The organism is Pseudomonas sp. B10(2017), assembly GCF_002113295.1.
GTDB classification, from domain to species: Bacteria; Pseudomonadota; Gammaproteobacteria; order Pseudomonadales; family Pseudomonadaceae; genus Aquipseudomonas; species Aquipseudomonas pudica.
On the sequence record NZ_NEJU01000022.1, the window covers coordinates 70,572 to 93,440 of the forward strand.

Annotated in this window: 20 protein-coding genes and 1 pseudogene; 11 read left to right on the plus strand and 10 right to left on the minus strand. The window is 63.5% G+C overall.

Annotated features, from left to right (window positions below; translation table 11 throughout):
• Window positions 1-282 precede the first annotated feature (282 nt).
• On the minus strand, window positions 283-2,874 hold the full coding sequence (locus CAF92_RS22305) for a glycosyltransferase (protein WP_085601965.1): 2,592 nt from the start codon (window positions 2,872-2,874) through the stop codon (window positions 283-285).
• A gap of 119 nt (window positions 2,875-2,993) precedes the next feature.
• Between CAF92_RS22305 and tcdA the strand changes: the two genes are divergently transcribed.
• Window positions 2,994-3,803 (plus strand): tRNA cyclic N6-threonylcarbamoyladenosine(37) synthase TcdA, encoded by an 810-nt coding sequence (gene tcdA, locus CAF92_RS22310; RefSeq protein ID WP_178081819.1) that lies wholly within the window; start codon window positions 2,994-2,996, stop codon window positions 3,801-3,803.
• A 212-nt stretch (window positions 3,804-4,015) separates the two neighbouring features.
• Here the strand turns inward: tcdA and CAF92_RS22315 are convergent, their stop codons facing one another.
• The 6 genes from CAF92_RS22315 to CAF92_RS22340 all read right to left on the minus strand — a co-directional run bounded on the left by CAF92_RS22315 (window position 4,016) and on the right by CAF92_RS22340 (window position 7,875).
• Window positions 4,016-4,426 (minus strand): SufE family protein, encoded by a 411-nt coding sequence (locus CAF92_RS22315; protein WP_085601967.1) that lies wholly within the window; start codon window positions 4,424-4,426, stop codon window positions 4,016-4,018.
• Window positions 4,423-5,628: a cysteine desulfurase gene (locus CAF92_RS22320; RefSeq protein WP_085601968.1), complete on the minus strand. Its 1,206-nt coding sequence runs from the start codon at window positions 5,626-5,628 to the stop codon at window positions 4,423-4,425. The genes CAF92_RS22315 and CAF92_RS22320 overlap by 4 nt, the downstream gene beginning before the upstream one ends.
• A gap of 120 nt (window positions 5,629-5,748) precedes the next feature.
• Complete coding sequence (gene dapD / locus CAF92_RS22325) at window positions 5,749-6,783, minus strand: 2,3,4,5-tetrahydropyridine-2,6-dicarboxylate N-succinyltransferase (RefSeq protein WP_025337969.1); 1,035 nt, start codon at window positions 6,781-6,783, stop codon at window positions 5,749-5,751.
• Between the two features lie 31 nt (window positions 6,784-6,814).
• Window positions 6,815-7,162, minus strand: a complete 348-nt coding sequence (locus tag CAF92_RS22330; RefSeq protein ID WP_075043977.1) for an ArsC family reductase — start codon at window positions 7,160-7,162, stop codon at window positions 6,815-6,817.
• A gap of 126 nt (window positions 7,163-7,288) precedes the next feature.
• A complete protein-coding gene (gene graA, locus CAF92_RS22335; protein WP_004375387.1) occupies window positions 7,289-7,588 on the minus strand; it encodes a type II toxin-antitoxin system antitoxin GraA in 300 nt (99 codons plus the stop codon).
• Between the two features lie 8 nt (window positions 7,589-7,596).
• Window positions 7,597-7,875, minus strand: a complete 279-nt coding sequence (locus CAF92_RS22340) for a type II toxin-antitoxin system RelE/ParE family toxin (RefSeq protein WP_082810539.1) — start codon at window positions 7,873-7,875, stop codon at window positions 7,597-7,599.
• A gap of 247 nt (window positions 7,876-8,122) precedes the next feature.
• Here CAF92_RS22340 and CAF92_RS22345 point away from each other — a divergent pair, with 247 nt between their 5' ends.
• On the plus strand, window positions 8,123-9,769 hold the full coding sequence (locus CAF92_RS22345; RefSeq protein ID WP_084785061.1) for a Na+/H+ antiporter: 1,647 nt from the start codon (window positions 8,123-8,125) through the stop codon (window positions 9,767-9,769).
• A gap of 114 nt (window positions 9,770-9,883) precedes the next feature.
• Here the strand turns inward: CAF92_RS22345 and dapC are convergent, their stop codons facing one another.
• Genes dapC through map form a run of 3 tightly spaced genes read right to left on the minus strand, consistent with a single transcriptional unit; the run spans window position 9,884 to window position 14,638 of the window.
• A complete protein-coding gene (gene dapC, locus CAF92_RS22350) occupies window positions 9,884-11,080 on the minus strand; it encodes a succinyldiaminopimelate transaminase (protein ID WP_085601969.1) in 1,197 nt (398 codons plus the stop codon).
• 30 nt (window positions 11,081-11,110) lie between these two features.
• A complete protein-coding gene (locus CAF92_RS22355; protein WP_085601970.1) occupies window positions 11,111-13,813 on the minus strand; it encodes a [protein-PII] uridylyltransferase in 2,703 nt (900 codons plus the stop codon).
• Between the two features lie 42 nt (window positions 13,814-13,855).
• On the minus strand, window positions 13,856-14,638 hold the full coding sequence (gene map / locus CAF92_RS22360) for a type I methionyl aminopeptidase (protein WP_004375406.1): 783 nt from the start codon (window positions 14,636-14,638) through the stop codon (window positions 13,856-13,858).
• Between the two features lie 462 nt (window positions 14,639-15,100).
• Here map and rpsB point away from each other — a divergent pair, with 462 nt between their 5' ends.
• The 9 genes and pseudogenes from rpsB to CAF92_RS22405 all read left to right on the plus strand — a co-directional run.
• The gene (gene rpsB / locus CAF92_RS22365; protein ID WP_046616139.1) at window positions 15,101-15,838 is read left to right on the plus strand and encodes a 30S ribosomal protein S2; all 738 of its coding nucleotides are present in this window, start codon (window positions 15,101-15,103) and stop codon (window positions 15,836-15,838) included.
• Window positions 15,839-16,024: 186 nt separating this feature from the next.
• Window positions 16,025-16,888 carry a translation elongation factor Ts gene (tsf, locus tag CAF92_RS22370; RefSeq protein ID WP_046616140.1) on the plus strand — a complete coding sequence of 288 codons (864 nt, stop codon included), beginning with the start codon at window positions 16,025-16,027 and terminating at the stop codon, window positions 16,886-16,888.
• A 180-nt stretch (window positions 16,889-17,068) separates the two neighbouring features.
• On the plus strand, window positions 17,069-17,812 hold the full coding sequence (pyrH, locus tag CAF92_RS22375) for a UMP kinase (protein ID WP_003252294.1): 744 nt from the start codon (window positions 17,069-17,071) through the stop codon (window positions 17,810-17,812).
• Window positions 17,809-18,366, plus strand: a complete 558-nt coding sequence (gene frr, locus CAF92_RS22380; protein ID WP_025337974.1) for a ribosome recycling factor — start codon at window positions 17,809-17,811, stop codon at window positions 18,364-18,366. The genes pyrH and frr overlap by 4 nt, the downstream gene beginning before the upstream one ends.
• A gap of 15 nt (window positions 18,367-18,381) precedes the next feature.
• Window positions 18,382-19,137, plus strand: a complete 756-nt coding sequence (gene uppS / locus CAF92_RS22385) for a polyprenyl diphosphate synthase (protein ID WP_015269194.1) — start codon at window positions 18,382-18,384, stop codon at window positions 19,135-19,137.
• Entirely contained in the window at window positions 19,137-19,952 is an 816-nt protein-coding gene (locus CAF92_RS22390; protein ID WP_046616141.1) for a phosphatidate cytidylyltransferase, read from the plus strand. Before uppS ends, CAF92_RS22390 begins: the two co-directional genes overlap by 1 nt.
• Window positions 19,949-21,139, plus strand: a complete 1,191-nt coding sequence (ispC, locus tag CAF92_RS22395) for a 1-deoxy-D-xylulose-5-phosphate reductoisomerase (RefSeq protein ID WP_085601971.1) — start codon at window positions 19,949-19,951, stop codon at window positions 21,137-21,139. The genes CAF92_RS22390 and ispC overlap by 4 nt, the downstream gene beginning before the upstream one ends.
• Before the next feature lie 71 nt (window positions 21,140-21,210).
• Window positions 21,211-22,563: an RIP metalloprotease RseP gene (gene rseP, locus CAF92_RS22400; RefSeq protein WP_046616146.1), complete on the plus strand. Its 1,353-nt coding sequence runs from the start codon at window positions 21,211-21,213 to the stop codon at window positions 22,561-22,563.
• 74 nt (window positions 22,564-22,637) lie between these two features.
• Window positions 22,638-22,869, plus strand: a pseudogene (locus CAF92_RS22405) (outer membrane assembly protein); the annotation flags it as partial.

The following is a 22,869-nucleotide window of genomic DNA, read 5'->3' on the forward strand; positions in this document are numbered from 1 at the left end:
TGAATGCCTCTGGTGGACGTGGTCTGCCCGGTTTTTAATTAGGAACCGCACCGAATGCCATGCCTGGGACGCTGGGGTCATTGAAGTTCCAGCTAAACGGAACTTCAATATTTTGCATGGCGCGCGTCAGCACGTGGTGGCCTCGGCGGGTACTTGAGAGAAGAGGCCCAGAACGCTGGTCGGCGTCGAACAGCGTCTGGAATGGCTCAAGCGGCCATTGTCCCGCCTGGCCGTGGGGCCGGTTCGCGGTCACTTCTGAATATCAGGCCGTTCCAGCACCCCTCAAGCCTGTTGCGGTTCGGCAGCCTTTTCCCCGGGCTTGGGCAGCGAAGACAGGAACGCCATCACCAGGGCCGCCACATAAGGCAACGACTGCACCAGCAACATTGCCACCCAGAAGCGCATGTCCGAGCTCGGCAGCCCCTGTACCAGGTAGATGCCCAGCGCTGCGCCCCACAGCAGCAACATGATGAACAGCTCTTCCCGCGCCTCGGAAATCGCCACCAGCAGCCCGTGGCTGTCGGCGTTCTTAGGTGTGCGGAAGAACGGCATGCTGCTGGTGAAGAACCCGTACAGCACCGCCTTGGCGATGGTATGCGACAGCGCCAGCCCCGCCAGCGCCGCAGCAAAGGCATCCTTCAGGTTCACCCCTACCGCGCGGCGGTAGAGGAAGATGATCTTGCCGACCTTGAAGAAGAACAGTGCCAGCGGCGGAATGGCAAAGATCATCAGCGGCGGGTCGACCCGGTGCGGCACGATGATCATCGCCGCCGACCACAGCAGCGCGCCGATGGTGAAGAAGATGTTCATGCCATCGGCGATCCACGGCAGCCAGCCGGCCAGGAAGTGGTAGCGCTGGCCGCGGGTCAGCTCGCTGCCCTTGCCGCGCAGCAGGGCGCTGGCGTGGTGCTTGATGATCTGAATGGCGCCGTAGGCCCAGCGGAAGCGTTGCTTCTTGAAGTCGATGAAGGTATCGGGCATCAGGCCCTTGCCGTAGCTGTTGTGGGCATAGGCGGCCGACAGGCCCTTCTCGAATACCCGCAAGCCCAGTTCGGCGTCCTCGCAGATGCACCACTCGGCCCAGCCCAGCTCTTCCAGCACACTGCGCCGGGTCATGGTCATGGTGCCGTGCTGGATGATCGCGTCACGGTCGTTGCGGGTGACCATGCCGATGTGGAAGAAGCCCTTGTATTCGCTGTAGCACAGCTTCTTGAAAGCGCTTTCGTGCTGGTCGCGGTAGTCCTGCGGCGACTGCACCACAGCAATCTTTGGGTCGGCGAAGTGCGGCACCATGTGCTTGAGCCAGTTGCGGTCGACGCAGTAGTCCGAGTCGATCACCGCGATCACCTCGGCGTCCTTGGCGGTGTGCGGGATCAGGTAGTTCAGCGCGCCGCCCTTGAAACCGGCCAGGGGCGCGACATGGAAGAATTTGAAGCGCTCGCCGAGTTTCTCGCAATGGGCCTTGAGCGGCTCCCACACGGCCGGGTCCTTGGTGTTGTTGTCGATCACCAGCACTTCGTAGTCGGGGTAATCCAGCGCTGCCAGTGCGTCAAGGGTCTGTTTTACCATCTCCGGCGGCTCGTTGTAGCACGGTACGTGCACCGACACCTTGGGCCGGTAGGCGCTGTCGGCCTGCACCGGCAGGAATTCGCGCCGGCGCTTGTGTATCCATACCGCCTCGGCCAGTTCGTGGGCCTCGGTCAGCAGCACGATGAACACGCCCAGCGCGCCGAGGGCCAGCAGCACGCCCACGGTCAGGCTGAACCAGGTGCTGTATTGCTGGCTGTAGTCGTAGGCGATCCATACCAGCACCGAACCGCACAGGAAGGTGATGAAGGTGAGGAAGGTACGGCCACGCTGGCGCAGGGCCGAACCGTCGATGAACAGCACCATCAGGGCGATCATTGCCAGCACCACCGAGGCCACCGCCAGGGCGCGCCATTGGGGGATCGCCACCACCGGGCCGTCGAAGTTGAATTTTTGCTGGCGCTCGGCGTTGTACACGCCCCAGTAGGCGCCCACCGAGCCTTCGTCACTGGCCTTCCACGGCTGGTCGTAGGCCTCGATCACGAAGTAATTGTAACCGCGGCGGTTGAGGGTGTTGACCAAGGTACGCAGGTAGATGGCCTGGTCGGCCTGGGTAGCATCGGCGCCGCCGCGCATGCGGCCGTTGCTCGGCCAGCCGACTTCCGACAGCAGCAGGGGTTTACGCGGGAACTGGTGCTTCAGCTCGCGGGCGCGGTCGAGCACGAACTCCACCGAATCCTTCATCGGCACGAACTCCCAGTACGGCAGGATGTGCGCGGCAATCAGGTCGACGTGCTTGGCCAACTGCGGGTTTTCCTTCCAGATGTGCCACTGCTCACTGGTGGTCACCGGCACCTTGACCGCTGCGCGTACCCGGTCCAGGTACTTGATCAGGTTTTCCGGGGTGACTTCTTCGCGGAACAGTGCCTCGTTGCCGACCACAACCCGCACCACGCTGCGCGAGGTGTTGGCCAGCTGGATGGCTGTGGCGATTTCGCGTTCGTTGCGCTCCAGGTCCGGGCTGATCCAGATGCCCAGAGTCACCCGCAGGCCGAATTCCTCGGCCAGGCGCGGGATATCCGCCTGGGTGCCCTCCACGGTGTAGATCCGGATGCTGTCGGTCAGTTTGCTCAACTGCTCCAGGTCCTGGCGCATCTCGTCGTCACTGGGGTACTGGCCCTTCTGCGGGCTTTCGCCCAGGCGGAACGGTGAATACGAGAAGCCGGATATCTGTTCTGGCCAGGCGGGGGCGGAGACCGGGCGGTTGATCAGCGCCCAGAACCCGGTGAACAACGCGGCGATGGCCAGGACCACGACCAGGTTCAGGCCGAATTTACGTGAAGACATTGTCGTCCATATGTGTCGAAGTGATAGGACATTAAAGCAGGGTTGGTAGTCTCTTTCCTAACGATGCAGGCCATGGGCCCCCTGGCATATAATGCGCGCCGGTTTTTTGGGGTATGAACATGAGCACAGAAGATCCACGCTTCGCCGGTGTCGCCCGGCTTTATGGCGACCAGGGGTTGCACCGTCTGGGCCAGGCCCATGTGGCCGTGGTCGGTATTGGCGGGGTAGGCTCGTGGGCGGCGGAAGCGCTGGCCCGCAGTGGCGTGGGCGAGATCACCCTGTTCGACCTCGACGATGTATGCGTCAGCAACACCAACCGCCAGGCCCATGCGCTGGAAGGGCAGGTGGGGCGGCTCAAGGTCGAGGTCATGGCCGAGCGCCTGCGGGCGATCAACCCGGCGTGCACGGTGCATGCTGTGGCCGACTTCGTCACCCGCGACACCATGGTCGAGTACATTACCGAGAACCTCGACTGTGTGATCGACTGCATCGACAGTGTAATGGCCAAGGCGGCGCTGATCGCCTGGTGCCGGCGGCGCAAGATCGCCATCGTCACCACCGGTGGCGCCGGTGGGCAGATCGACCCGACACAGATCCAGATCGCCGACCTGAACAAGACCTTCAATGACCCGCTGGCCTCGCGGGTGCGCTCCACCCTGCGTCGCGATTACAACTTCTCGCGCAATGTCAGCCGCAATTATGGCGTGCCGTGCGTGTTCTCCAGCGAACAGCTGCGCTACCCCAAGGGCGATGGCAGCGTTTGCCTGCAGAAAAGCTTTGTGGGCGAGGGCGTGCGGTTGGACTGCTCGGGTGGCTTTGGCGCGGTGATGATGGTGACCGCGACCTTTGGCATGGTTGCGGCGAGCAAGGCGGTGGAAAAACTGGTAGCGGGGGCGCGGCGGCCTTCGGAGCGGGTCAAGCCTGAATAACTGCTTCTGGCCCACTCGGTCCTTGTAGGAGCGGCCTCGTGTCGCGAAAGGGGCGCGTAGCGGCCCCAGGTTCCCAGTTCCACCACAGAGATTGACGGGGCCGCTTTGCGGCCCTTTCGCGACACAAGGCCGCTCCTACAGGTAAAGCGCCAGCCAAAACGCCACGCGATACCTGTGGGAGCGGGCGAGCCCGCGAAGAGGCCAGCACCGATTCAACGGTTGGACGCCAGCTCCGCCATCCGCTGCAACACCGCATGCAGCCCATTGCTGCGCGATGGCGAAAGTTGGCGCTCCAGGCCCAGCTGAGTGAACCACTCACGCAGATCGAGCCCGGCGAGCTCTTCACTGGCCAACCCCTGCACCCGCACCAGCAACAACGCCAGCAGCCCACGCAACAGGCGTGCATCGCTGCTGGCCTTGAACCGCCACAAGCCCTCGACCTGCTCGGCCACCAGCCATACCAGGCTTTCGCAGCCATGCACCCGGTTGGCCTCGGTCTTTTCAGTTTCATCCAGCGGTTCCAGCCGGTCGCCCCACTGCATCAGCAGCCGCGCGCGCTGTTCCCAGCCCTTGCCCTGCTCGAAAGCTTCCAGCGCCTGGCGCGCCTGGTCCGGCAAGCTCATCGCAACAGCTCCAGGCCTTGATCGAGCGCCTCGAAGAAACGCTGCAAGTCATCGCTGTCGTTATACAGCCCCAAAGAGACGCGGATCGCGCCCTCCAGGCCTAAGTCCCTCAGCAGCGGCATGGCACAGTGGTGCCCGGCACGCACGGCAATGCCTTGCTCGGTCAGCAGATGGGCGATATCGGCGTTATGCACGCCTTCGATGACGAAACTGGCAAGGGCCGCCTGTGGCTTGCCGAGGATGCGCACGCCATCGCGGTCCCTCAGGCCGCGCAGCAGGTGCTGGTGCAGGCTGGTTTCATGAGCTTCGAGTGCCTGGGCATCGAGGCTTGCCAGGTAGTCCAGGGTCGCACCCAGGCCGATCACCCCGGCGATCGGCGGCGTGCCTGCCTCGAACCCCAGTGGTGCCGGACGGAAGCTGGCGCTCTGGTATTCGGCCAGTTGCACCATCTCACCGCCGAACTGCCAGTGGTGCAGCCGTTCCAGCGCCTGGCTGCGGCCGTACAGCACACCGACGCCTTCCGGGCCGTACAGCTTGTGGCTGGAGAACACATAGAAGTCGCAGCCAAGCTGCTGCACATCATGGCGGCCATGCACCACGCCCTGGGCACCGTCGACCACGGTCAGCGCGCCTTGCGCACTGGCATGGGCCAGCAGTGCCGGCAGCGGCTGCCAGGTGCCCAGCACGTTGGACAGCTGGCTCACCGCCAGCACCCGAGTGCGCGGGCCGATCAGTTGCAGCGCCTGGTCCAGGTCGATGCGGCCATCGGCATCCAGCGGCAGCACTACCAGGCGCAGGTTGCGCCGGCGCGCCAGCTGTTGCCAAGGTAGCAGGTTGGCATGGTGCTCTAGAGCGCTGACGGCAATTTCGTCACCCGCCTCGAAGCGGTGTTCCAGGCCGTAGGCCAACAGGTTCAGCGCCGAAGTGGCCCCGTGGGTGAAGATGATCTGCCGCGAGTCTGCCGCATTGAGCCAGGCGGCAACCTTGTCGCGGCTGATTTCGAAGGCCTGGGTCGCCAGTGCGCCGGGCAAGTGCTGGGCACGGTGCACGTTGGCCGCGCCATGGCCGTAGTAATGGCTCAGGGCATCGAGCAGGGCTTGCGGCTTCTGGGTAGTGGCGGCGCTGTCCAGGTAGGTCTGGTGCTGCCGTTGCAGGGCGGCGATGGCGGGAAAATCGGCACGCCAGGGGGAGGGCTGAAACATGGTCGCGGGGCCTGGAATGAAAATCGGGTCTGGCGTGGTGCCAGACCCGATCTTAACATTTCAAACGCTGAGAATCCGCTGTTCGCGAGCAAGCTCGCTCCGGCAGCGGTTGAAGGGTTCTCAGTTGTGCGCGTGCAGCGCCTCGTTCAGCTCGATGGCCGACTTGTGGGTCTTGCACTCCACCGCGCCGTTCAGCGAGTTGCGGCGGAACAGCAGGTCGGTCTGGCCGGCCAGGTCGCGGGCCTTGACCACTTTGACCAGCTGGTTGTTCTCGTCCAGCAGGTTCACCTTGGTACCGGCGGTGATGTACAGGCCGGCTTCGACGGTGTTGCGGTCGCCCAGCGGAATGCCGATACCGGCGTTGGCGCCGATCAGGCAGCCTTCGCCAACCTTGATGACGATGTTGCCGCCACCGGACAGGGTGCCCATGGTCGAGCAGCCGCCGCCCAGGTCCGAGCCCTTGCCGACGAATACGCCAGCGGAAACGCGGCCTTCGATCATGCCCGGGCCTTCGGTGCCAGCGTTAAAGTTGACGAAGCCTTCGTGCATGATGGTGGTGCCTTCGCCGATGTAGGCACCCAGGCGCACGCGGGCGGTGTCGGCGATACGTACGCCGGCCGGGACCACGTAGTCGGTCATTTTCGGGAACTTGTCCACCGAGAATACTTCCAGCAGCTCGCCCTTCAGGCGCGCTTCCAGTTGCAGTTCGGCGAGTTCGGCCAGGTCGACCGCGCCCTGGTTGGTCCAGGCCACGTTCGGCAGCAGCGGGAAGATGCCGGCCAGGCTCACGCCGTGCGGCTTGACCAGGCGGTGGGACAGCAGGTGCAGCTTGAGGTAGGCCTCTGGGGTCGAGGTCAGCGCGGCATCTTCGGCCAGCAGCGTGGCGACCAGCGGCTTGTGGCTTTCGGCCAGGCGGGTCAGCAGGGCGGCCTGGGCGGCATCCACGCCTTTCACGGCTTCGGCCAGTTGCGCGGCCTGGGCGTTGCTGAAGGCGATGGCCTGGTTGCCACCTTGGTAACCGAGAACAGGGGCTACTGCAGCGACCAGTTCGGCGCTCGGGTTGAGCAGCGGTTGCGCATAGAACACTTCCAGCCAGGCGCCCTGGCGGTTCTGGGAGCCGACACCGAAGGCCAGGCTGAACAGGGTATTGGACATGTGATTACCTCGTGCGAAATAGGGTAGGGGCTCAGGCCAGGGCAGCGGCGTACAGGTCGGGCTTGAAGCCGACCAGGGTACGCGCGCCAAGGTCGAGCACCGGGCGCTTGATCATCGACGGCTGGGCCAGCATCAGCTCGACGGCCTTGGCCTGGTCGAGGTCGGCCTTGCTGGCGTCGTCCAGCTTGCGGAAGGTGGTGCCGGCACGGTTGAGGATGACTTCCCAGCCGTGTTCGTCGCACCAGCGGTTCAGGCTGTCACGGTCGATGCCTTGGGTCTTGTAGTCGTGGAATTCGTAGGCGATGGCCTGGTCTTCGAGCCAGGTACGTGCCTTTTTCATGGTGTCACAGGCTTTTATGCCGTAGAGCGTGTAGGTCATTGTGTGCATTGGGGATCACAGGCGGCCCCAACCTCTCCGTTTTCCGATTTCAGTCGCGGGATTATGCGGGAACGATCCTCGCGGCGCCACGCCCGTGGTGCCCATGTTTACTGATCAAGGTATGTCTCAAGCGACCAGGCGCTGTACCGAACCGATGATCTCATCACCGTGTTGCTGTTCGGCGGTGCGCAGATCGAAGGCGGTCTGCAGGTTGAGCCAGAACTCGGGGGTGGTGTCCAGGCAGATGGACAGGCGCAGCGCCATGTCGGCGGAAACACCGCCCCGTTCACGCAGGATGTTGTTGACGGTTGGCGTGGCAACGCCTAGCGCCCGGGCCAGTGCCGCGGCGCTGAAACCCATTTCTTTCTGGAAGTCCTCACGCAGGACTTCTCCGGGATGAATCGGACGCATACCGTTCTTGAGCATGATGCACCTCAGTGGTAATCGACAATTTCAACGTTAATCGGCCCGTTATCGGTCCAGATAAAGCACAGGCGCCATTGGTCATTGACACGGATACTGTGCTGGCCTGCACGGTTGCCGCTCAATGCCTCGAGACGGTTGCCAGGTGGCGACCGAAGGTCTCGCAGCTCTGTTGCGGCATCGAGCATGGCCAGTTTGCGTTCCGCAACTGACTTGATATCTGACCAACGCCGTGTCTTTCCATGAGTAAAAAGTGCTTCCGTGTCGGCACAGCTAAAGCTTCGAATCATGGGGCTGAATGCTTAACGTTATTCGTTAAGGTTGATTATACGACGGGATCCCAGCAGTTCAAGCCTGACTAGCGCACATGCTCGCCAACGTCAGTCACGATTGCTGGGTATCATCATGTTACATATTCATCCGCCACCTGCGACTATCGTGCAGCGGCCCTGAATCGCCCATCGCCGCTAACATATTGTTTCAATGGCGATGTTTCGCCCTGTTGTCGTTTCTGGTTCACAAAGGAAGCTTTCCCGGATGCAGTCCGCCTACACCGTCCTCATCCTGCTGACGCTGGTCAGCGTGTCGAAGCTGGTCGGCCGCATGATTCCGCTGCCCTTGCCGTTGGTACAGATCGCCGCCGGCGCCTTGCTTGCGTGGCCGACACTGGGCCTGCATGTGGCACTCGACCCCGAGCTGTTCCTGTTCCTGTTCCTGCCGCCGTTGCTGTTCGCCGACGGCTGGCGTATTCCCAAGCGCGAGTTGTGGCGCATTCGTGGGCCGGTGGTGGCGCTGGCCGTGGGTCTCGTGCTGTTTACCGTGGTCGGGGCGGGTTACTTCATTCACTGGCTGCTGCCGAGCATCCCGCTGCCCGTGGCCTTCGCCCTGGCCGCAGTATTGTCGCCAACCGACGCCGTGGCGGTTTCGGCCATTACCCAGGACCGCCTGCCCACCCCGCTGATGCACATGCTCCAGGGCGAGGCCCTGATGAACGATGCCTCGGGCCTGGTGACCTTCAAGTTTGCCCTGGCGGCGGCGATCACCGGGGTGTTCTCGTTGACCGACGCAAGCTTCAGCTTCGTACTGGTCGCCCTGGGCGGCCTGGCGGTGGGCGTGGCCCTGAGCTGGCTGATCGGCCGCCTGCGTGCCTGGATGATTGCCCGCGGCTGGGACGACCCGGCCACCCACGTGGTGTTCATGTTGCTGCTGCCGTTCGCCGCCTACGTGCTGGCCGAGCGCCTGGGCGTGTCGGGCATCCTTTCGGCGGTGGCGGCCGGCATGATGCAGAGCTGGCTCGACCTGCTGCCACGGCAGACCAGCACCCGTCTGCTCAACCGCAGCGTGTGGTCGCTGCTGGAGTTCGCCTTCAACGGCCTGATCTTCCTGCTACTGGGCCTGCAACTGCCGGATATCATCAAGGCCGTGGTCAGCCATGAACCCACCGTCTGGCCGACCCTGGCCTGGCGCTGCCTGGACGTGGTGGCGATCTTTGTGGCGCTGATCTTGCTGCGGTTCATCTGGGTCCAGAGCATCTGGCGCTCGATCGGCGTGGTACGCCGCTGGCGCGGTAAGCCGGCGCTGGTGCTGATGCCCACGGCGCGCTCTTGCTGGTTGCTGACCCTGGGTGGGGTGCGCGGTGCGGTCACTCTGGCCGGCGTGATGTCGATCCCGTTGTTGATGGGTGCAGGCAAGGCCTTCCCGGAGCGTGACCTGCTGATCTTCATTGCGGCCGGGGTGATCCTGCTGTCGTTGATCAGTGCCTGTATCGCGCTGCCACTGTTGCTGCGCGGGGTGACCAAGAGCCCGGACGAGCGCTTGCACCAGGAAGTGCAGGAGGCCTGGCGACGTACGGCCGAGGCGGCGATCCATGCGCTGGAGGCAGAGGAAGTGATCGACAGCAATGCGCCGCAGGATGCCGCGCAGGCGACCCTGGCGACCGAGTTGAAGGCGCGCTTGATGGCGGAATACCGCGATGAGCTGGACAGCTACAACGACAGCGCCGAAGCCAAGGCGCTGGCCGAGCAGATGGACCTGCTGGAGCGGCGTTTGCGCTTGCGGGCGCTGCGGGCGCAGCGGCTGGAGCTGTATGAGTTGCATCGCCAGCACCTGGTGGGGGATGAAGTGGTGCGGCAGGTGCTGGGTGAGCTGGATATGAGTGAAGCGAACCTGGGGGCAGTCAAGTAGATTGCAGGGGGCCGCTATGCGGCCCTTCGCGGGCTTGCCCGCTCCCACAGGTACTGCACCGCTTTCTCGGCTCGTGCTGTATGTGTGGGAGCGGGCATGCCCGCGAATGGGCGGTCAGCGGTTCTGCAGGAATGCGCGAATCCGCTCTGCCGCCTCGATGCACTCGGCCAGCGGCGCAACCAGTGCCATGCGCACACGCCCGGCGCCCGGGTTCACGCCATCCACTTCGCGCGACAGGTACGACCCCGGCACCACCGTTACATGCTGGGCTTCGAACAGGTCGCGGGTGAACTCGGCATCGTCGCCTGGCACCTTGGCCCACAGGTAGAAGCTGCCATCCGGCCGCTGCACATCCAGCACCGGTTGCAGGATATCCAGCACGGCATCGTACTTGGCGCGGTACTGGTCGCGGTTCTCGCGCACATGCGTCTCGTCCTGCCAGGCAGCGATGCTGGCCAGCTGGGTTTGTACCGGCATGGCGCAGCCGTGGTAGGTACGGTACAGCAGGAACGGCTTGATGATCTCGGCGTCACCGGCGACGAAGCCCGAGCGCAGGCCCGGCAGGTTGGAGCGCTTGGACAGGCTGTGGAATACCACGCAGCGCTTGAAGTCGCTGCGGCCCAGTTCCACACAGGCAGTCAGCAGGCCTGGTGGCGGGGCATCCTCGTCGAAGTACAGCTCGCTGTAGCATTCGTCGGCGGCAATCACGAAGTCGTGTTCGTCGGCCAGGGCAATCAGCTTCTTCAGGGTGCCCATCGGCACCAGTGCGCCGGTGGGGTTGCCCGGCGAACACAGGAACAGGATCTGGCAACGCTTCCACACTTCAGCCGGCACGGCGTCGAAGTCGGGGTTGAACCCGTTGCTCTCCAGGCACGGCAGGTAGTGCGGGGTAGCACCGGCCAGCAGCGCTGCGCCTTCGTAGATCTGGTAGAACGGGTTGGGGCTGACCACCAGGCCGTCATCGGCGCGGTTGACCACGGCCTGGGTGAAGGCGAACAGTGCTTCACGGGTGCCGTTGACCGGCAGGATGTGGCGGTCGGCATCCAGCCAGCCGGCCGGTACGCCGAAGCGCCGCTCGCACCACTGGCCGATGGCCTGGCGCAGGGCCGGCAGGCCGATGGTGCTTGGGTACACTGCCAGCTTGTCGAGGTTGTCGGCCATGGCCTGGGCGACGAACGCCGGCGATTCGTGCTTCGGCTCACCGATCGACAGGGCGATGGCGCGCTTGTCCGCCGCAGGCGCAACGCTGCCCAGCAGGGCGCGGAGTTTTTCGAACGGGTAGGGCTGAAGCTGGGTCAAGGCATGGTTCATCGGCGCAAGGTCTCGTCAATCGTCTAATCGTTAAAAGGTCACGCGGGTAGGGCTGGCATCGCTGGCCTGGCCGGCCTGCAACTGCTGGACGATGGCCTCCTGCAGTCGGCTGCACTGCTGTGGGTCGGACAGCGGCTGGTTGTCGGCATCGGTGATGAAGAAAACGTCTTCCACCCGCTCGCCAAGGGTGGCGATCTTGGCGTTCTGCAGCGACAGGTCGAACTCCAGGAAGATGCGCCCCAGCCGGGCCAGCAGGCCTGGGCGGTCGGGCGCGGTGATTTCGAGGATGGTCACCGGACGCTGGGCATCGTTGAGGATGGTCACCTGTGGCGGGAAGTCGAAGTGCTTGAGCTGGCGCGGTACCCGGCGCTGGATGATGGTCGGGTAGTCCTCGGGGTTGCGCAGCGCTTCGGTCAGGCCGTCGCGGATCTGCTTGACCCGCTGCGGGTTGTCGCCGATCGAGCCGCCGTCGTTGTCCAGCACGATGTAGGTGTCGAGGGTGAACTGGCTGCTCGAGGTGATGATCCGCGCGTCATGAATGTTCAGGTTCAGCTGCGACATGGCCGCCACCGTCACGGCGAAGAAGTCGTGCTGGTCGGGGGCATAGATGAAGATCTGCGTGCCACCCTCGAACTCGCGCTGGGTGGTTTCCTTGATCAGCACCAGCGGCCCGCCATCGGCCGGCTGCTGGAGGATCGCGTCACTGTGCCAGGCCACATCGGCGGCGGTGTGCTTGAGGAAGTAGTCATCGCCCAGCTGCGACCACAGCTGCTCGACGTCGTCCGGATCGGTGCCTTCGCGCACCAGGATATCCAGCGCCGCCGTTTGGGTCTGGCGAATCTGCTCCTCGCGGTCCAGCGGGTTTTCCAGGCCACGGCGCAGGGCGCGCTTGGTCTCGGTGTACAACTGGCGCAGCAGGCTGGCCCGCCACGAGTTCCACAGGCTGGGGTTGGTTGCGTTGATATCGGCCACGGTCAGCACGTACAGGTAGTCCAGGCGCGTCTCGTCACCCACGTGCAGGGCAAAATCGTTGATCACCTGAGGGTCGGACAGGTCTTTGCGCTGGGCGGTGGTCGACATCACCAGGTGGTTCTGCACCAGCCAGACGATCAGTCGGCTGTCCCAGGCGGGCAACTGGTGGCGTTCGCAGAACTTCTTCGCATCCACCGCACCCAGCTCGGAATGGTCGCCCTGGCGGCCCTTGCCGATGTCGTGGTACAGGCCGGCCAGGTAGATCAGCTCGGGCTTGGGCAGGCGGCCCATGAGCTTGCTGGCCAGCGGGAATTTCTCGGACACCGGCGTGTATTGCAGCTTGCGCAGGTGCTTGATGAGGTTGAGGGTGTGCGCATCGACCGTATAGATGTGGAACAGGTCGTGCTGCATCTGCCCGACGATCAGGCCGAACTCCGGCAGGTAGCGTCCAAGGATGCCGTAGCGGTTCATCCGCCGCAGGTTGCGGTGGATGCCGATTTCGCACTTGAACAGCTCGATGAACAGGCTGGTGTTGCGGATATCGGTGCGGAAGGTATCGTCGATCAGGTGCCTGTGTTCGCGCAGCAGCCGCACGGTATCGGCGCGTACGCCCTTGATCTCGGGGTGCTGGGCCATCAGCACGAAGATTTCCAGCATGGCGAACGGCGTGCGTTTGAACACGTTCGGCCTGGCCGCTTCTATATAACCGTCATGCAGGCGGAAGCGCGCATTCAGCGGCTGGGTGGTGCCGCTGTCGTCATCGGCGAGGATGACCTCCTCGAAGTGCTGGATGATCAGGTCGCACAGCTGGCTGATGCTCATCACCACCCGGTAGTACTGCTGCATGAACTGCTCGATCGCCCGCTTGGGGTTGTCGTCGCTGTAGCCCAGCAGTGCGGCGATGCTGCGCTGGTGGTCGAACAGCAGGCGGTCCTCGGCGCGCCCGGCCAGCATGTGCAAGGCGTAGCGCACCTTCCACAGGAAGTCCTGGGACGAGGCCAGCAGCTCGTTCTCGCTTTCCAGCAGGAAACCTTCGCCGGCCAGCGCGTGCAGGTTGAGGGTGCCGTACTGGCGCCGGGCCACCCACAGCACCGTCTGGATGTCCCGCAGGCCACCTGGCGAGCCTTTCACATTGGGTTCGAGGTTGTACTCAGTGTCGTTGTACTTGTGGTGACGGGCCTTGAGTTCGGCCCGCTTGGCCAGGAAGAAGTCCTTGCTCGGCCACATGTGCGCAGTGCTGGTCACCTCCAGCATGCGCTGGCGCAGGGCTTCGGGGCCTGCAACGGTGCGGCTTTCCATCAGGTTGGTGATGACCGTCAGGTCGGCGCGGGCCTGCTCGGCGCACTCGTCGACGGTACGCACGCTCTGGCCAACTTCCAGGCCGATGTCCCACAGCAGGGTGAGAAAACGCTCGATGGCGTCGCGGTACTGCTCGTGTTCGGCAGCACCCAGCAGGATCAGCAGGTCGATGTCCGAATGCGGGTGCAGCTCACCGCGGCCGTAGCCACCCACCGCGACCAGGGCGATACCGCTCTGGTCGCCCCAGTCGAACTGGTTCCAGGCCTGTTGCAGGATGTTGTCGACGAGCCAGGCGCGGGCCTCGATCAGTGGGCGGATGTCGCTGCCACTGCGGAAACGCTTGTCGAGCACCTCGCCGGCCTGGCGGATGGCTTTCTTGAAGGCGGCGATGGGGCTCGCCTTGAGGGCCAGTTCCGCCTGGAACTGGCCGCGGTCGAACAGCTCGGGATCCACCTGGGGCATCGCGTCACGTTCCTGTCGTGGGGGTGGCCTGTCGGAGTGCGGTCAGGCCGAGGTGCGCGGGATGGTGTCGTCCTTGCGCAGGGTGAAGATCTCGTAGCCGGTCGCAGTCACTACCAGGGTGTGCTCCCACTGTGCCGAGAGCTTGCGGTCCTTGGTGATGGCGGTCCAGCCGTCGCCCAGCACCTTGGTGTCGGCCTTGCCCTGGTTGATCATCGGCTCGATGGTGAAGGTCATGCCTTCCTTCAGCTCCATGCCAGTGCCGGCGCGGCCGTAGTGCAGGATCTGCGGCTCCTCGTGGAACACCTTGCCGATGCCGTGGCCGCAGAACTCGCGCACTACCGAGAAGCCGTTCTTTTCAGCGTGCTTCTGGATCACTTCGCCGATGTCGCCCAGGCGGCAGCCCGGCTTGACCAGTTCGATGGCCTTGTACATGCACTCCTGGGTGACCTTGGACAGGCGCTCCGCCCATACCGGCACGGTGCCGACGTGGAACATGCGGCTGGTGTCGCCGTGGTAGCCGTCCTTGATCACGGTGACGTCGATGTTCAGCGTGTCACCGTCCTTGAGTGGCTTGTCGTTGGGGATGCCGTGGCAGACCACATGGTTGATCGAGGTGCAGATCGACTTCGGGTAGCCCTTGTAGTTGAGCGGCGCCGGGATGGCCTGCTGGACGTTGACGATGTAGTCGTGGCAGAGGCGGTCCAGCTCTTCGGTGGTGACACCGGGCTTGACGTGTTCCTCGATCATTTCCAGCACCTCGGCGGCCAGGCGGCCGGCGATGCGCATCTTCTCGATGTCTTCTGCGGTCTTGATGGTGACGGTCATTACAGGCTCTCTACAGCGCCGTGCACGGCGCGAACAAACGGGAAAGGCCGGATTCTAGCAGAGCAGGGCGCCGATCGGTCGGCATACGGATGGAGAATTGGGACTGCTGCGCAGTCCATCGCCGGCAAGCCAGCTCCCACAGGAATCGTATTACGCTTGTGGGAGCTGGCTTGCCGGCGATGGGGCGCGCAGCGGCCCCAACTGCCCTGAAAGCTGCCATCCATGAACTGGCATTCTGGCGCGAAAGCCGGGGTGCTGCAAAAGCCGCTGACGGACGCAACAGCATTCGGGTTCCGTTCGGCCGCGGTCTGTGGTATAAAATGCGCCGCTTTCGGGGACGACCCCGTCAGCACTTAACCCACACACGTGTCGACACGATGACCTGGGTGCCCCGAGTTGCAGAATTCGCGGGTTGGTCATTGGGATACGTGGAGGCCCAACCCGACTTATCAAGGAACTATCATGTCCCAAGTCAACATGCGCGATATGCTGAAGGCCGGTGTGCACTTCGGCCACCAGACCCGTTACTGGAACCCGAAAATGGGCAAGTACATTTTCGGCGCGCGTAACAAGATCCACATCGTCAACCTGGAAAAAACCCTGCCGATGTTCAACGACGCTCTGGCGTTCGTAGAGCGCCTGGCTCAGGGCAAGAACAAGATCCTGTTCGTCGGCACCAAGCGTTCCGCCGGCAAGATCGTCGCCGAGCAAGCTGCTCGTTGCGGTTCGCCGTACGTTGACCACCGTTGGTTGGGCGGCATGCTGACCAACTACAAGACCATCCGCGCTTCGATCAAGCGTCTGCGCGACCTGGAAACCCAGGCCGAAGACGGCACTTTCGCCAAGCTGACCAAGAAAGAAGCCCTGATGCGCTCCCGCGACCTGGAAAAACTGGATCGCAGCCTGGGCGGCATCAAGGACATGGGCGGTCTGCCAGACGCACTGTTCGTTATCGACGTTGATCACGAGCGCATCGCGATCACCGAAGCCAACAAGCTGGGCATCCCGGTTATCGGCGTTGTCGATACCAACAGCAGCCCGGAAGGTGTTGACTACATCATCCCAGGTAACGATGACGCCATCCGCGCTATCGAGCTGTACATGACTTCGATGGCTGACGCAGTCATCCGCGGCCGTAACAACGTTGCCGGCGGCACCGAAGTTTACGCTGAAGAAGCGGCTGCACCTGCTGCCGAGTAATTAGACGCTAGCGTCGACTTGGCACGCAAAAAGGGGGCTCTGCCCCCTTTTTGCCACCTTGAAATCCTGCTGTCAGCATCGGCCCCGCATCATGGGCTCGCTGAGATAAATACAGCGGATTTGCAGAATTGAACGCCCGTGACGAGCGGGTGGAATGGTTGAAAAACTTTCCAAGAGGATTTTGAAATGGCAGCAATTACTGCAGCGCTGGTCAAAGAACTGCGCGAGCGTACCGGCGAAGGCATGATGGATTGCAAGAAGGCCCTGGAAAAGGCCGGCGGCGACATCGAAAAAGCCATTGACGACATGCGTGCCTCGGGCGCCATCAAGGCCGCCAAAAAGGCTGGCAACGTCGCTGCTGAAGGCGCTATCGCCGTCAAGACCGACGGTAAATCCGCCGTCCTGCTGGAAGTGAACTCGCAGACCGACTTCCTGGCCCTGCAAGACGACTTCAAGAACTTCGTTGCCGACAGCATCGAAGAAGCCTTCGCCCAGAAGCTGACCGACGCTGCCCCGCTGATCGCATCGCGTGAAGCTGCTCGTGAAGCCCTGGTTGCCAAGTGCGGCGAGAACGTCAACATCCGTCGCCTGGTGCGCGTCGAAGGTGACGTTGTCGGTGCCTACCTGCACGGCAACAAGATCGGCGCTGCCGTTGTCCTGAAAGGCGGCGACATCGAGCTGGCGAAGAACATCGCCATGCACGTTGCGGCTTCGAACCCTGAGTTCCTGGATTCGTCGGAAATCTCTGCTGAAGCCATCGAGCGCGAGAAGAACGTCTTCCTGCAGCTGAACGCCGACAAGATCGCTGGCAAGCCGGAAAACATCGTTGAGAACATGATCAACGGTCGTATCACCAAGTTCAAGGCCGAAGCCTCGCTGAAAGAGCAAGCCTTCGTCATGAACCCGGAAGTCAAGGTTGGCGAGCTGGCCAAGAAAGCCGGTGCTGAAATCGTTTCCTTCACCTACTTCAAGGTCGGTGAAGGCATCGAGAAGCCAGTCGACGACTTCGCTGCTGAAGTTGCCGCTCAGGTAGCTGCTGCCAAGCAGTAAGACAGCCCCGTCTGTCGCCCCGAAGAGGCTGCCCGCTCACGCGCGCAGCCTCTTTGTCAAAACGGCGAAGGGTTTATAAAACCTGCCGCCGCTGGCACCAAGACGGTGCCACGCTACAGTTAGCAGGCTGCAAACAGCCCGCACGAATTTTCTAAAAGTACGCCGCAGGAGAGACTCGCAATGGCTCAGCAGGTGAGTGGTCGCCAACCTCGCTATAAACGCATTTTGCTCAAACTTAGCGGCGAGGCCCTGATGGGCTCGGAAGACTTCGGGATCGACCCGAAAGTGCTGGATCGCATGGCCCTGGAAGTTGGCCAGCTGGTAGGGATCGGTGTCCAGGTCGGCCTGGTGATCGGTGGTGGCAACCTGTTCCGCGGCGCCGCGCTCAGCGCAGCCGGCATGGACCGCGTCACCGGTGACCACATGGGCATGCTGGCCACCGTGATGAACGGCCTGGCCATGCGCGACGCGCTGGAGCGTTCGAACATCCCGGCCCTGGTCATGTCGGCCATTTCCATGGTCGGTGTCACCGATCATTACGATCGTCGCAAAGCTATTCGCCACCTCAACTCCGGGGATGTGGTAATTTTCTCCGCCGGTACCGGCAACCCATTCTTCACCACCGACTCCGCGGCCTGTCTGCGCGCTATCGAAATCGATGCCGATGTGGTGCTGAAGGCGACCAAGGTCGATGGTGTGTACACTGCCGATCCATTCAAGGACCCGCATGCCGAGAAGTTCGATCACCTGACCTACGACGAGGTCCTGGATCGCAAGCTGGGTGTGATGGACCTGACCGCAATCTGCCTGTGCCGTGACCACAAGATGCCATTGCGGGTATTCAACATGAACAAGCCTGGCGCCCTGCTGAACATCGTGGTGGGTGGCGCTGAAGGTACTCTGATCGAGGAAGGCCAAGCATGATCAACGACATCAAGAAAGACGCGCAGGAGCGCATGACCAAGTCCCTCGAGGCCCTGGCCCGCAACCTGGCGGCAATCCGCACCGGTCGCGCCCACCCGAGCATTCTGGACAGCGTCAAGGTCCCGGCCTGGGGTAGCGAGATGCCGCTGAACCAGGTGGCCGCGATCACCGTCGAAGATGCCCGCACCCTGAAGATCGTCGCCCACGACAAGAACCTCAGCGCTGCCATCGAGAAGGCCATCCTCACCTCCGACCTGGGCCTGAACCCGTCCAGCGCCGGTACCACCATCCGTGTGCCGATGCCGGCCCTGACCGAGGAAACCCGCAAGGGCTACACCAAGCAGGCCAGCGGCGTTGCCGAGGATGCCAAGGTAGCCGTGCGCAACGTGCGCCGTGACGCCCTGGCCGACCTTAAGAAACTGACCAAGGACAAGGAAATCAGCGAAGACGAAGAGCGTCGTGCCGCTGACGAGATCCAGAAGCTGACCGACAAGTACGTTGCCGAAGTCGATGCTGCCTTCAAAGCCAAGGAAAAGGACCTGATGGCCGTCTAAGGCCGGGGTTTTTTAATGGAAAAGACCAAGCCAGCGGCGCCGTCCTCGGTGCCGCGTCATGTCGCGATCATCATGGATGGCAACAACCGCTGGGCGAAAAAGCGCCTGTTGCCCGGCGTTGCCGGGCACAAGGCGGGTGTCGACGCCGTTCGCGCGGTCATCGAAGTCTGTGCCGAGTCCGGGGTCGAGGTACTGACCCTGTTCGCCTTCTCCAGCGAGAACTGGCAGCGCCCCGCCGAAGAGGTCGGTGCGTTGATGGAGCTGTTCTTCTCGGCCCTGCGCCGCGAGGCCAAGCGCCTGAACGAGAACAACATCAGCCTGCGTATCATCGGTGACCGTTCGCGTTTCCATCCCGAGCTGCAGGCCGCCATGCGCGAGGCCGAGGCGCTGACCGCCGGCAACAACCGCTTCATCCTGCAGATCGCGGCCAACTACGGTGGCCAGTGGGACATCGCCCAGGCCGCCCAGCGGTTGGCGCGGGAGGTGCAAGCCGGGCACCTGCGCCCGGAAGACATCACCCCGGGTCTGCTGCAGACCTGCCTGGCAACCGGCGAGCTGCCGCTGCCGGACCTGTGCATCCGCACGGGTGGCGAGCACCGCATCAGCAACTTCCTGTTGTGGCAGCTGGCCTACGCCGAGCTGTACTTCTCCGACCTCTACTGGCCGGACTTCAAACACGAGGCCATGCGCAACGCCCTGGCCGATTTCGCTTCGCGCCAGCGCCGCTTCGGTAAGACCAGCGAGCAGGTCGAGGCTGGAGCTCGTGCTTAATGCTTAAACAACGCATCATTACCGCGCTGATCCTGCTGCCGATCGCGCTGGGTGGCTTCTTCCTGCTCAACGGTGGGGATTTCGCCCTGTTCATCGGCTTCGTGGTGACCCTCGGTGCCTGGGAGTGGGCGCGCCTGGCCGGGCTCATGGCCCAACCGCTGCGCATCGCCTATGCCGTGGTCGTCGCCGGAGCGCTGATGCTGCTGTACATCCTTCCGGAGCTGGCGCCCTGGGTGCTGGGCGCCGCGGTGATCTGGTGGGGGTTGGCCACCTGGCTGGTGCTGACCTATCCGCGCAGCAGTGAACTTTGGGCCAGTGCCGCCTGTCGGTTGCTGATCGGCCTGCTGGTATTGCTGCCGGCCTGGCAGGGGCTGGTGCTGCTCAAGCACTGGCCGCTGGGTAACTGGCTGATCCTGTCGGTCATGGTGTTGGTGTGGGCTGCCGATATTGGCGCGTACTTCTCCGGCCGTGCCTTCGGCAAGCGCAAGCTGGCGCCTCAGGTCAGCCCCGGCAAGAGCTGGGAAGGCGTGTATGGCGGCCTGGCGGTCAGTCTGGTGATCACCCTGGTGGTCGGTATCAGCCGCGACTGGGGCTTCGGGCAGATTCTGCTGGGCCTGCTGAGTGCCGCGCTGGTGGTCATGTCTTCGGTGGTCGGTGACCTGACCGAAAGCATGTTCAAGCGCCGTTCGGGCATCAAGGACAGCAGCAACCTGCTGCCTGGCCATGGTGGGGTGCTCGACCGCATCGACAGCCTGACCGCGGCGATCCCGGTTTTCGCCGTGCTGCTGTGGGCCGCCGAATGGGGTGTGATGTGAGCCGTCCGCAGCGTATTACCGTGCTCGGGGCCACCGGCTCCATCGGCCTGAGCACGCTGGATGTCATCGCGCGCCATCCCGACCGTTACCAGGTGTTCGCCCTGAGTGGCTATTCGCGTATCGACGAATTGCAGGCCCTGTGCGTGCGCCACCGCCCGGCATTCGCCGTGGTGCCGAGCGCCGAGGCGGCCGCGCGACTGCGCGACAGCCTGGCTGCGGCGGGGTGCGTCACCGAGGTGCTGGAAGGCGAGGCCGGGTTGTGTCAGGTGGCGGCTGCGTCGGAAGTGGACGCGGTGATGGCGGCCATCGTCGGCGCCGCTGGCCTGCGCCCCACCCTGGCGGCGGTCGAGGCGGGCAAGAAGGTGTTGCTGGCCAACAAGGAGGCGCTGGTCATGTCCGGCGCGCTGTTCATGGAGGCGGTGCGGCGCAGTGGCGCCGTGCTGCTGCCGATCGACAGCGAGCACAATGCGATCTTCCAGTGCATGCCCGGCGACTACGCGCGCGGCCTGAGTGCAGTCGGCGTGCGCCGGATCCTGCTCACCGCATCTGGCGGCCCGTTCCGCGAGACGCCTGTAGAGGCGCTGCTGGACGTCACCCCGGAACAGGCCTGTGCGCACCCCAACTGGTCCATGGGGCGCAAGATTTCAGTGGATTCGGCCAGCATGATGAACAAGGGCCTGGAACTGATCGAGGCCTGCTGGTTGTTCGATGCCGCACCGGCCAGGGTCGAGGTGGTGGTGCACCCGCAGAGCGTGATCCACTCCCTGGTGGATTATGTCGACGGTTCGGTGCTGGCGCAGCTGGGTAACCCGGACATGCGCACACCCATCGCCAACGCCCTGGCCTGGCCCGAGCGGATCGATTCCGGGGTGGCACCGCTGGACCTGTTCGCCATCGCCCGTCTGGATTTCCAGGCGCCCGACGAGCAGCGCTTCCCTTGCCTGCGCCTTGCGCGGCAGGCTGCCGAGGCTGGCAACAGCGCACCGGCCGTGCTCAATGCGGCCAACGAGGTTGCGGTCGATGCATTTCTCCAGCGGCGTATCCGCTTTCCGGAGATCGCGGGTATGATCGAACAGGTGCTCGATCAGGAGCCCGTCGTACCGCTGCCGTCGCTGGACGCGGTGTTCGCCGCCGATCAGCGTGCCCGGGAGCTTTCCCGTGAGTGGCTGAGGCGTCACGGTCGCTGATGCAGGCCCACCATGGTTCACGAGGGGGCTGGGCATGATGCCAGCCCGCTGAACATCATTCGGAGATGGATATGACAGCGCTCTACATGATTATCGGCACCCTCGTAGCCTTGGGTGTACTGGTCACTTTCCATGAATTCGGCCACTTCTGGGTGGCGCGCCGCTGCGGTGTCAAGGTGCTGCGCTTCTCGGTGGGCTTCGGCACGCCATTGCTGCGCTGGCATGACCGCCATGGCACCGAGTTCGTGATCGCTGCGATCCCGCTGGGTGGTTACGTCAAGATGCTCGACGAGCGCGAGGGTGACGTGCCGCCGGCGCTGATCGAGCAGTCGTTCAATCGCAAGTCCGTGCGCCAGCGCATCGCGATCGTCGCGGCGGGCCCGGTTGCCAACTTCCTGCTGGCCATCCTGTTCTTCTGGGTGCTGGCGATGCTGGGTACCCAGCAAATCCGCCCGGTGATCGGTGCGGTCGATGCTGGCAGCCTGGCAGCATCGGCAGGCCTGACCGCAGGTCAGGAAATCGTCTCCATCGACGGCAAACCGACCAATGGTTGGTCTGCGGTCAACCTGCAGCTGGTTCGTCGTCTGGGCGAGAGTGGCACCCTGCAGGTTGGCGTGCGTGAAGAGGGCGCCAGCGCCGAGCGCCAGCTACAGGTGAAGCTGGACAGCTGGCTCAAGGGCGCCGACGAGCCGGACCCGATCCAATCCCTTGGGCTGCACCCTTGGCGCCCGGCCATTGTGCCGGTGTTGGCAGAGATCGATCCCAAGGGGCCAGCTGCCGCTGCGGGCCTGAAAACCGGTGACAAGCTGCTGGCCCTCGATGGTGTAGCAGTGGGCGAATGGCAGCAGGTGGTCGATGCTGTGCGGGCTCGACCGCAAGCCAAGGTAGTGGTGCGGGTCGAGCGCGACGGTACTGCGCTGGACGTCCCGGTCACCCTGGCGCGCAAGGGCGAGGGCAAGGCGGCTGGCGGCTATCTTGGCGCAGGGGTAAAGGGTGGCGAATGGCCTGCCAACATGCTCCGCGAAGTCAGCTACGGCCCGCTGGATGCAGTGGGGGAGGGCTTGTCACGTACCTGGAACATGAGCGTCCTGACCCTTGAATCGCTGAAGAAAATGCTGTTCGGGGAGCTCTCGGTAAAAAACTTGAGCGGACCGATAACCATTGCTAAAGTGGCGGGCGCTTCAGCCCAGTCCGGCGTGGGGGATTTCCTGAATTTCCTGGCCTACCTGAGCATAAGCCTGGGGGTTCTTAACCTGCTGCCCATCCCGGTTCTGGATGGGGGGCATTTGCTGTTTTACCTGGTCGAGTGGGCGCGCGGTCGTCCTCTGTCGGATCGGGTGCAAGGTTGGGGGGTCCAGATCGGTATCAGTTTGGTCATAGGGGTGATGTTGCTCGCTCTGATCAACGATCTGGGTCGACTATAAAGCTTCGCTCAATTGCGAAACCTGCCGTCTTGTCGCGGCGGGCTGTTTATTGCCAGTTGGAATAAAAGGACTTCATGAAACGTCTGCTGCTAACTGCGGTCATGTCCGCACTGATGATCGCTGAAGTTCACGCCGAGTCCTTCACCATCTCCGATATCCGCGTCAACGGCCTGCAGCGGGTTTCCGCCGGCAGTGTCTTCGGTGCCTTGCCGCTGAACGTCGGCGACCAGGCCGATGACCGCCGACTGGTGGAGTCGACCCGTTCCCTGTTCAAGACCGGCTTCTTCCAGGACATTCAGCTGAACC

Coding starts and splice junctions, on each gene's coding strand:
- tcdA (WP_178081819.1), top strand. CDS start 2,994: ATGAGCACAGAAGATCCACGCTTCGCCGGTGTCGCCCGGCTTTATGGC.
- CAF92_RS22330 (WP_075043977.1), bottom strand. CDS start 7,162: ATGACCTACACGCTCTACGGCATAAAAGCCTGTGACACCATGAAAAAG.
- CAF92_RS22390 (WP_046616141.1), top strand. CDS start 19,137: ATGCTTAAACAACGCATCATTACCGCGCTGATCCTGCTGCCGATCGCG.
- tsf (WP_046616140.1), top strand. CDS start 16,025: ATGGCAGCAATTACTGCAGCGCTGGTCAAAGAACTGCGCGAGCGTACC.
- rpsB (WP_046616139.1), top strand. CDS start 15,101: ATGTCCCAAGTCAACATGCGCGATATGCTGAAGGCCGGTGTGCACTTC.
- CAF92_RS22315 (WP_085601967.1), bottom strand. CDS start 4,426: ATGAGCTTGCCGGACCAGGCGCGCCAGGCGCTGGAAGCTTTCGAGCAG.
- pyrH (WP_003252294.1), top strand. CDS start 17,069: ATGGCTCAGCAGGTGAGTGGTCGCCAACCTCGCTATAAACGCATTTTG.
- graA (WP_004375387.1), bottom strand. CDS start 7,588: ATGCTCAAGAACGGTATGCGTCCGATTCATCCCGGAGAAGTCCTGCGT.
- CAF92_RS22345 (WP_084785061.1), top strand. CDS start 8,123: ATGCAGTCCGCCTACACCGTCCTCATCCTGCTGACGCTGGTCAGCGTG.
- CAF92_RS22320 (WP_085601968.1), bottom strand. CDS start 5,628: ATGTTTCAGCCCTCCCCCTGGCGTGCCGATTTTCCCGCCATCGCCGCC.
- CAF92_RS22355 (WP_085601970.1), bottom strand. CDS start 13,813: ATGCCCCAGGTGGATCCCGAGCTGTTCGACCGCGGCCAGTTCCAGGCG.
- dapC (WP_085601969.1), bottom strand. CDS start 11,080: ATGAACCATGCCTTGACCCAGCTTCAGCCCTACCCGTTCGAAAAACTC.
- CAF92_RS22305 (WP_085601965.1), bottom strand. CDS start 2,874: ATGTCTTCACGTAAATTCGGCCTGAACCTGGTCGTGGTCCTGGCCATC.
- rseP (WP_046616146.1), top strand. CDS start 21,211: ATGACAGCGCTCTACATGATTATCGGCACCCTCGTAGCCTTGGGTGTA.
- uppS (WP_015269194.1), top strand. CDS start 18,382: ATGGAAAAGACCAAGCCAGCGGCGCCGTCCTCGGTGCCGCGTCATGTC.
- CAF92_RS22340 (WP_082810539.1), bottom strand. CDS start 7,875: ATGATTCGAAGCTTTAGCTGTGCCGACACGGAAGCACTTTTTACTCAT.
- dapD (WP_025337969.1), bottom strand. CDS start 6,783: ATGTCCAATACCCTGTTCAGCCTGGCCTTCGGTGTCGGCTCCCAGAAC.
- map (WP_004375406.1), bottom strand. CDS start 14,638: ATGACCGTCACCATCAAGACCGCAGAAGACATCGAGAAGATGCGCATC.
- frr (WP_025337974.1), top strand. CDS start 17,809: ATGATCAACGACATCAAGAAAGACGCGCAGGAGCGCATGACCAAGTCC.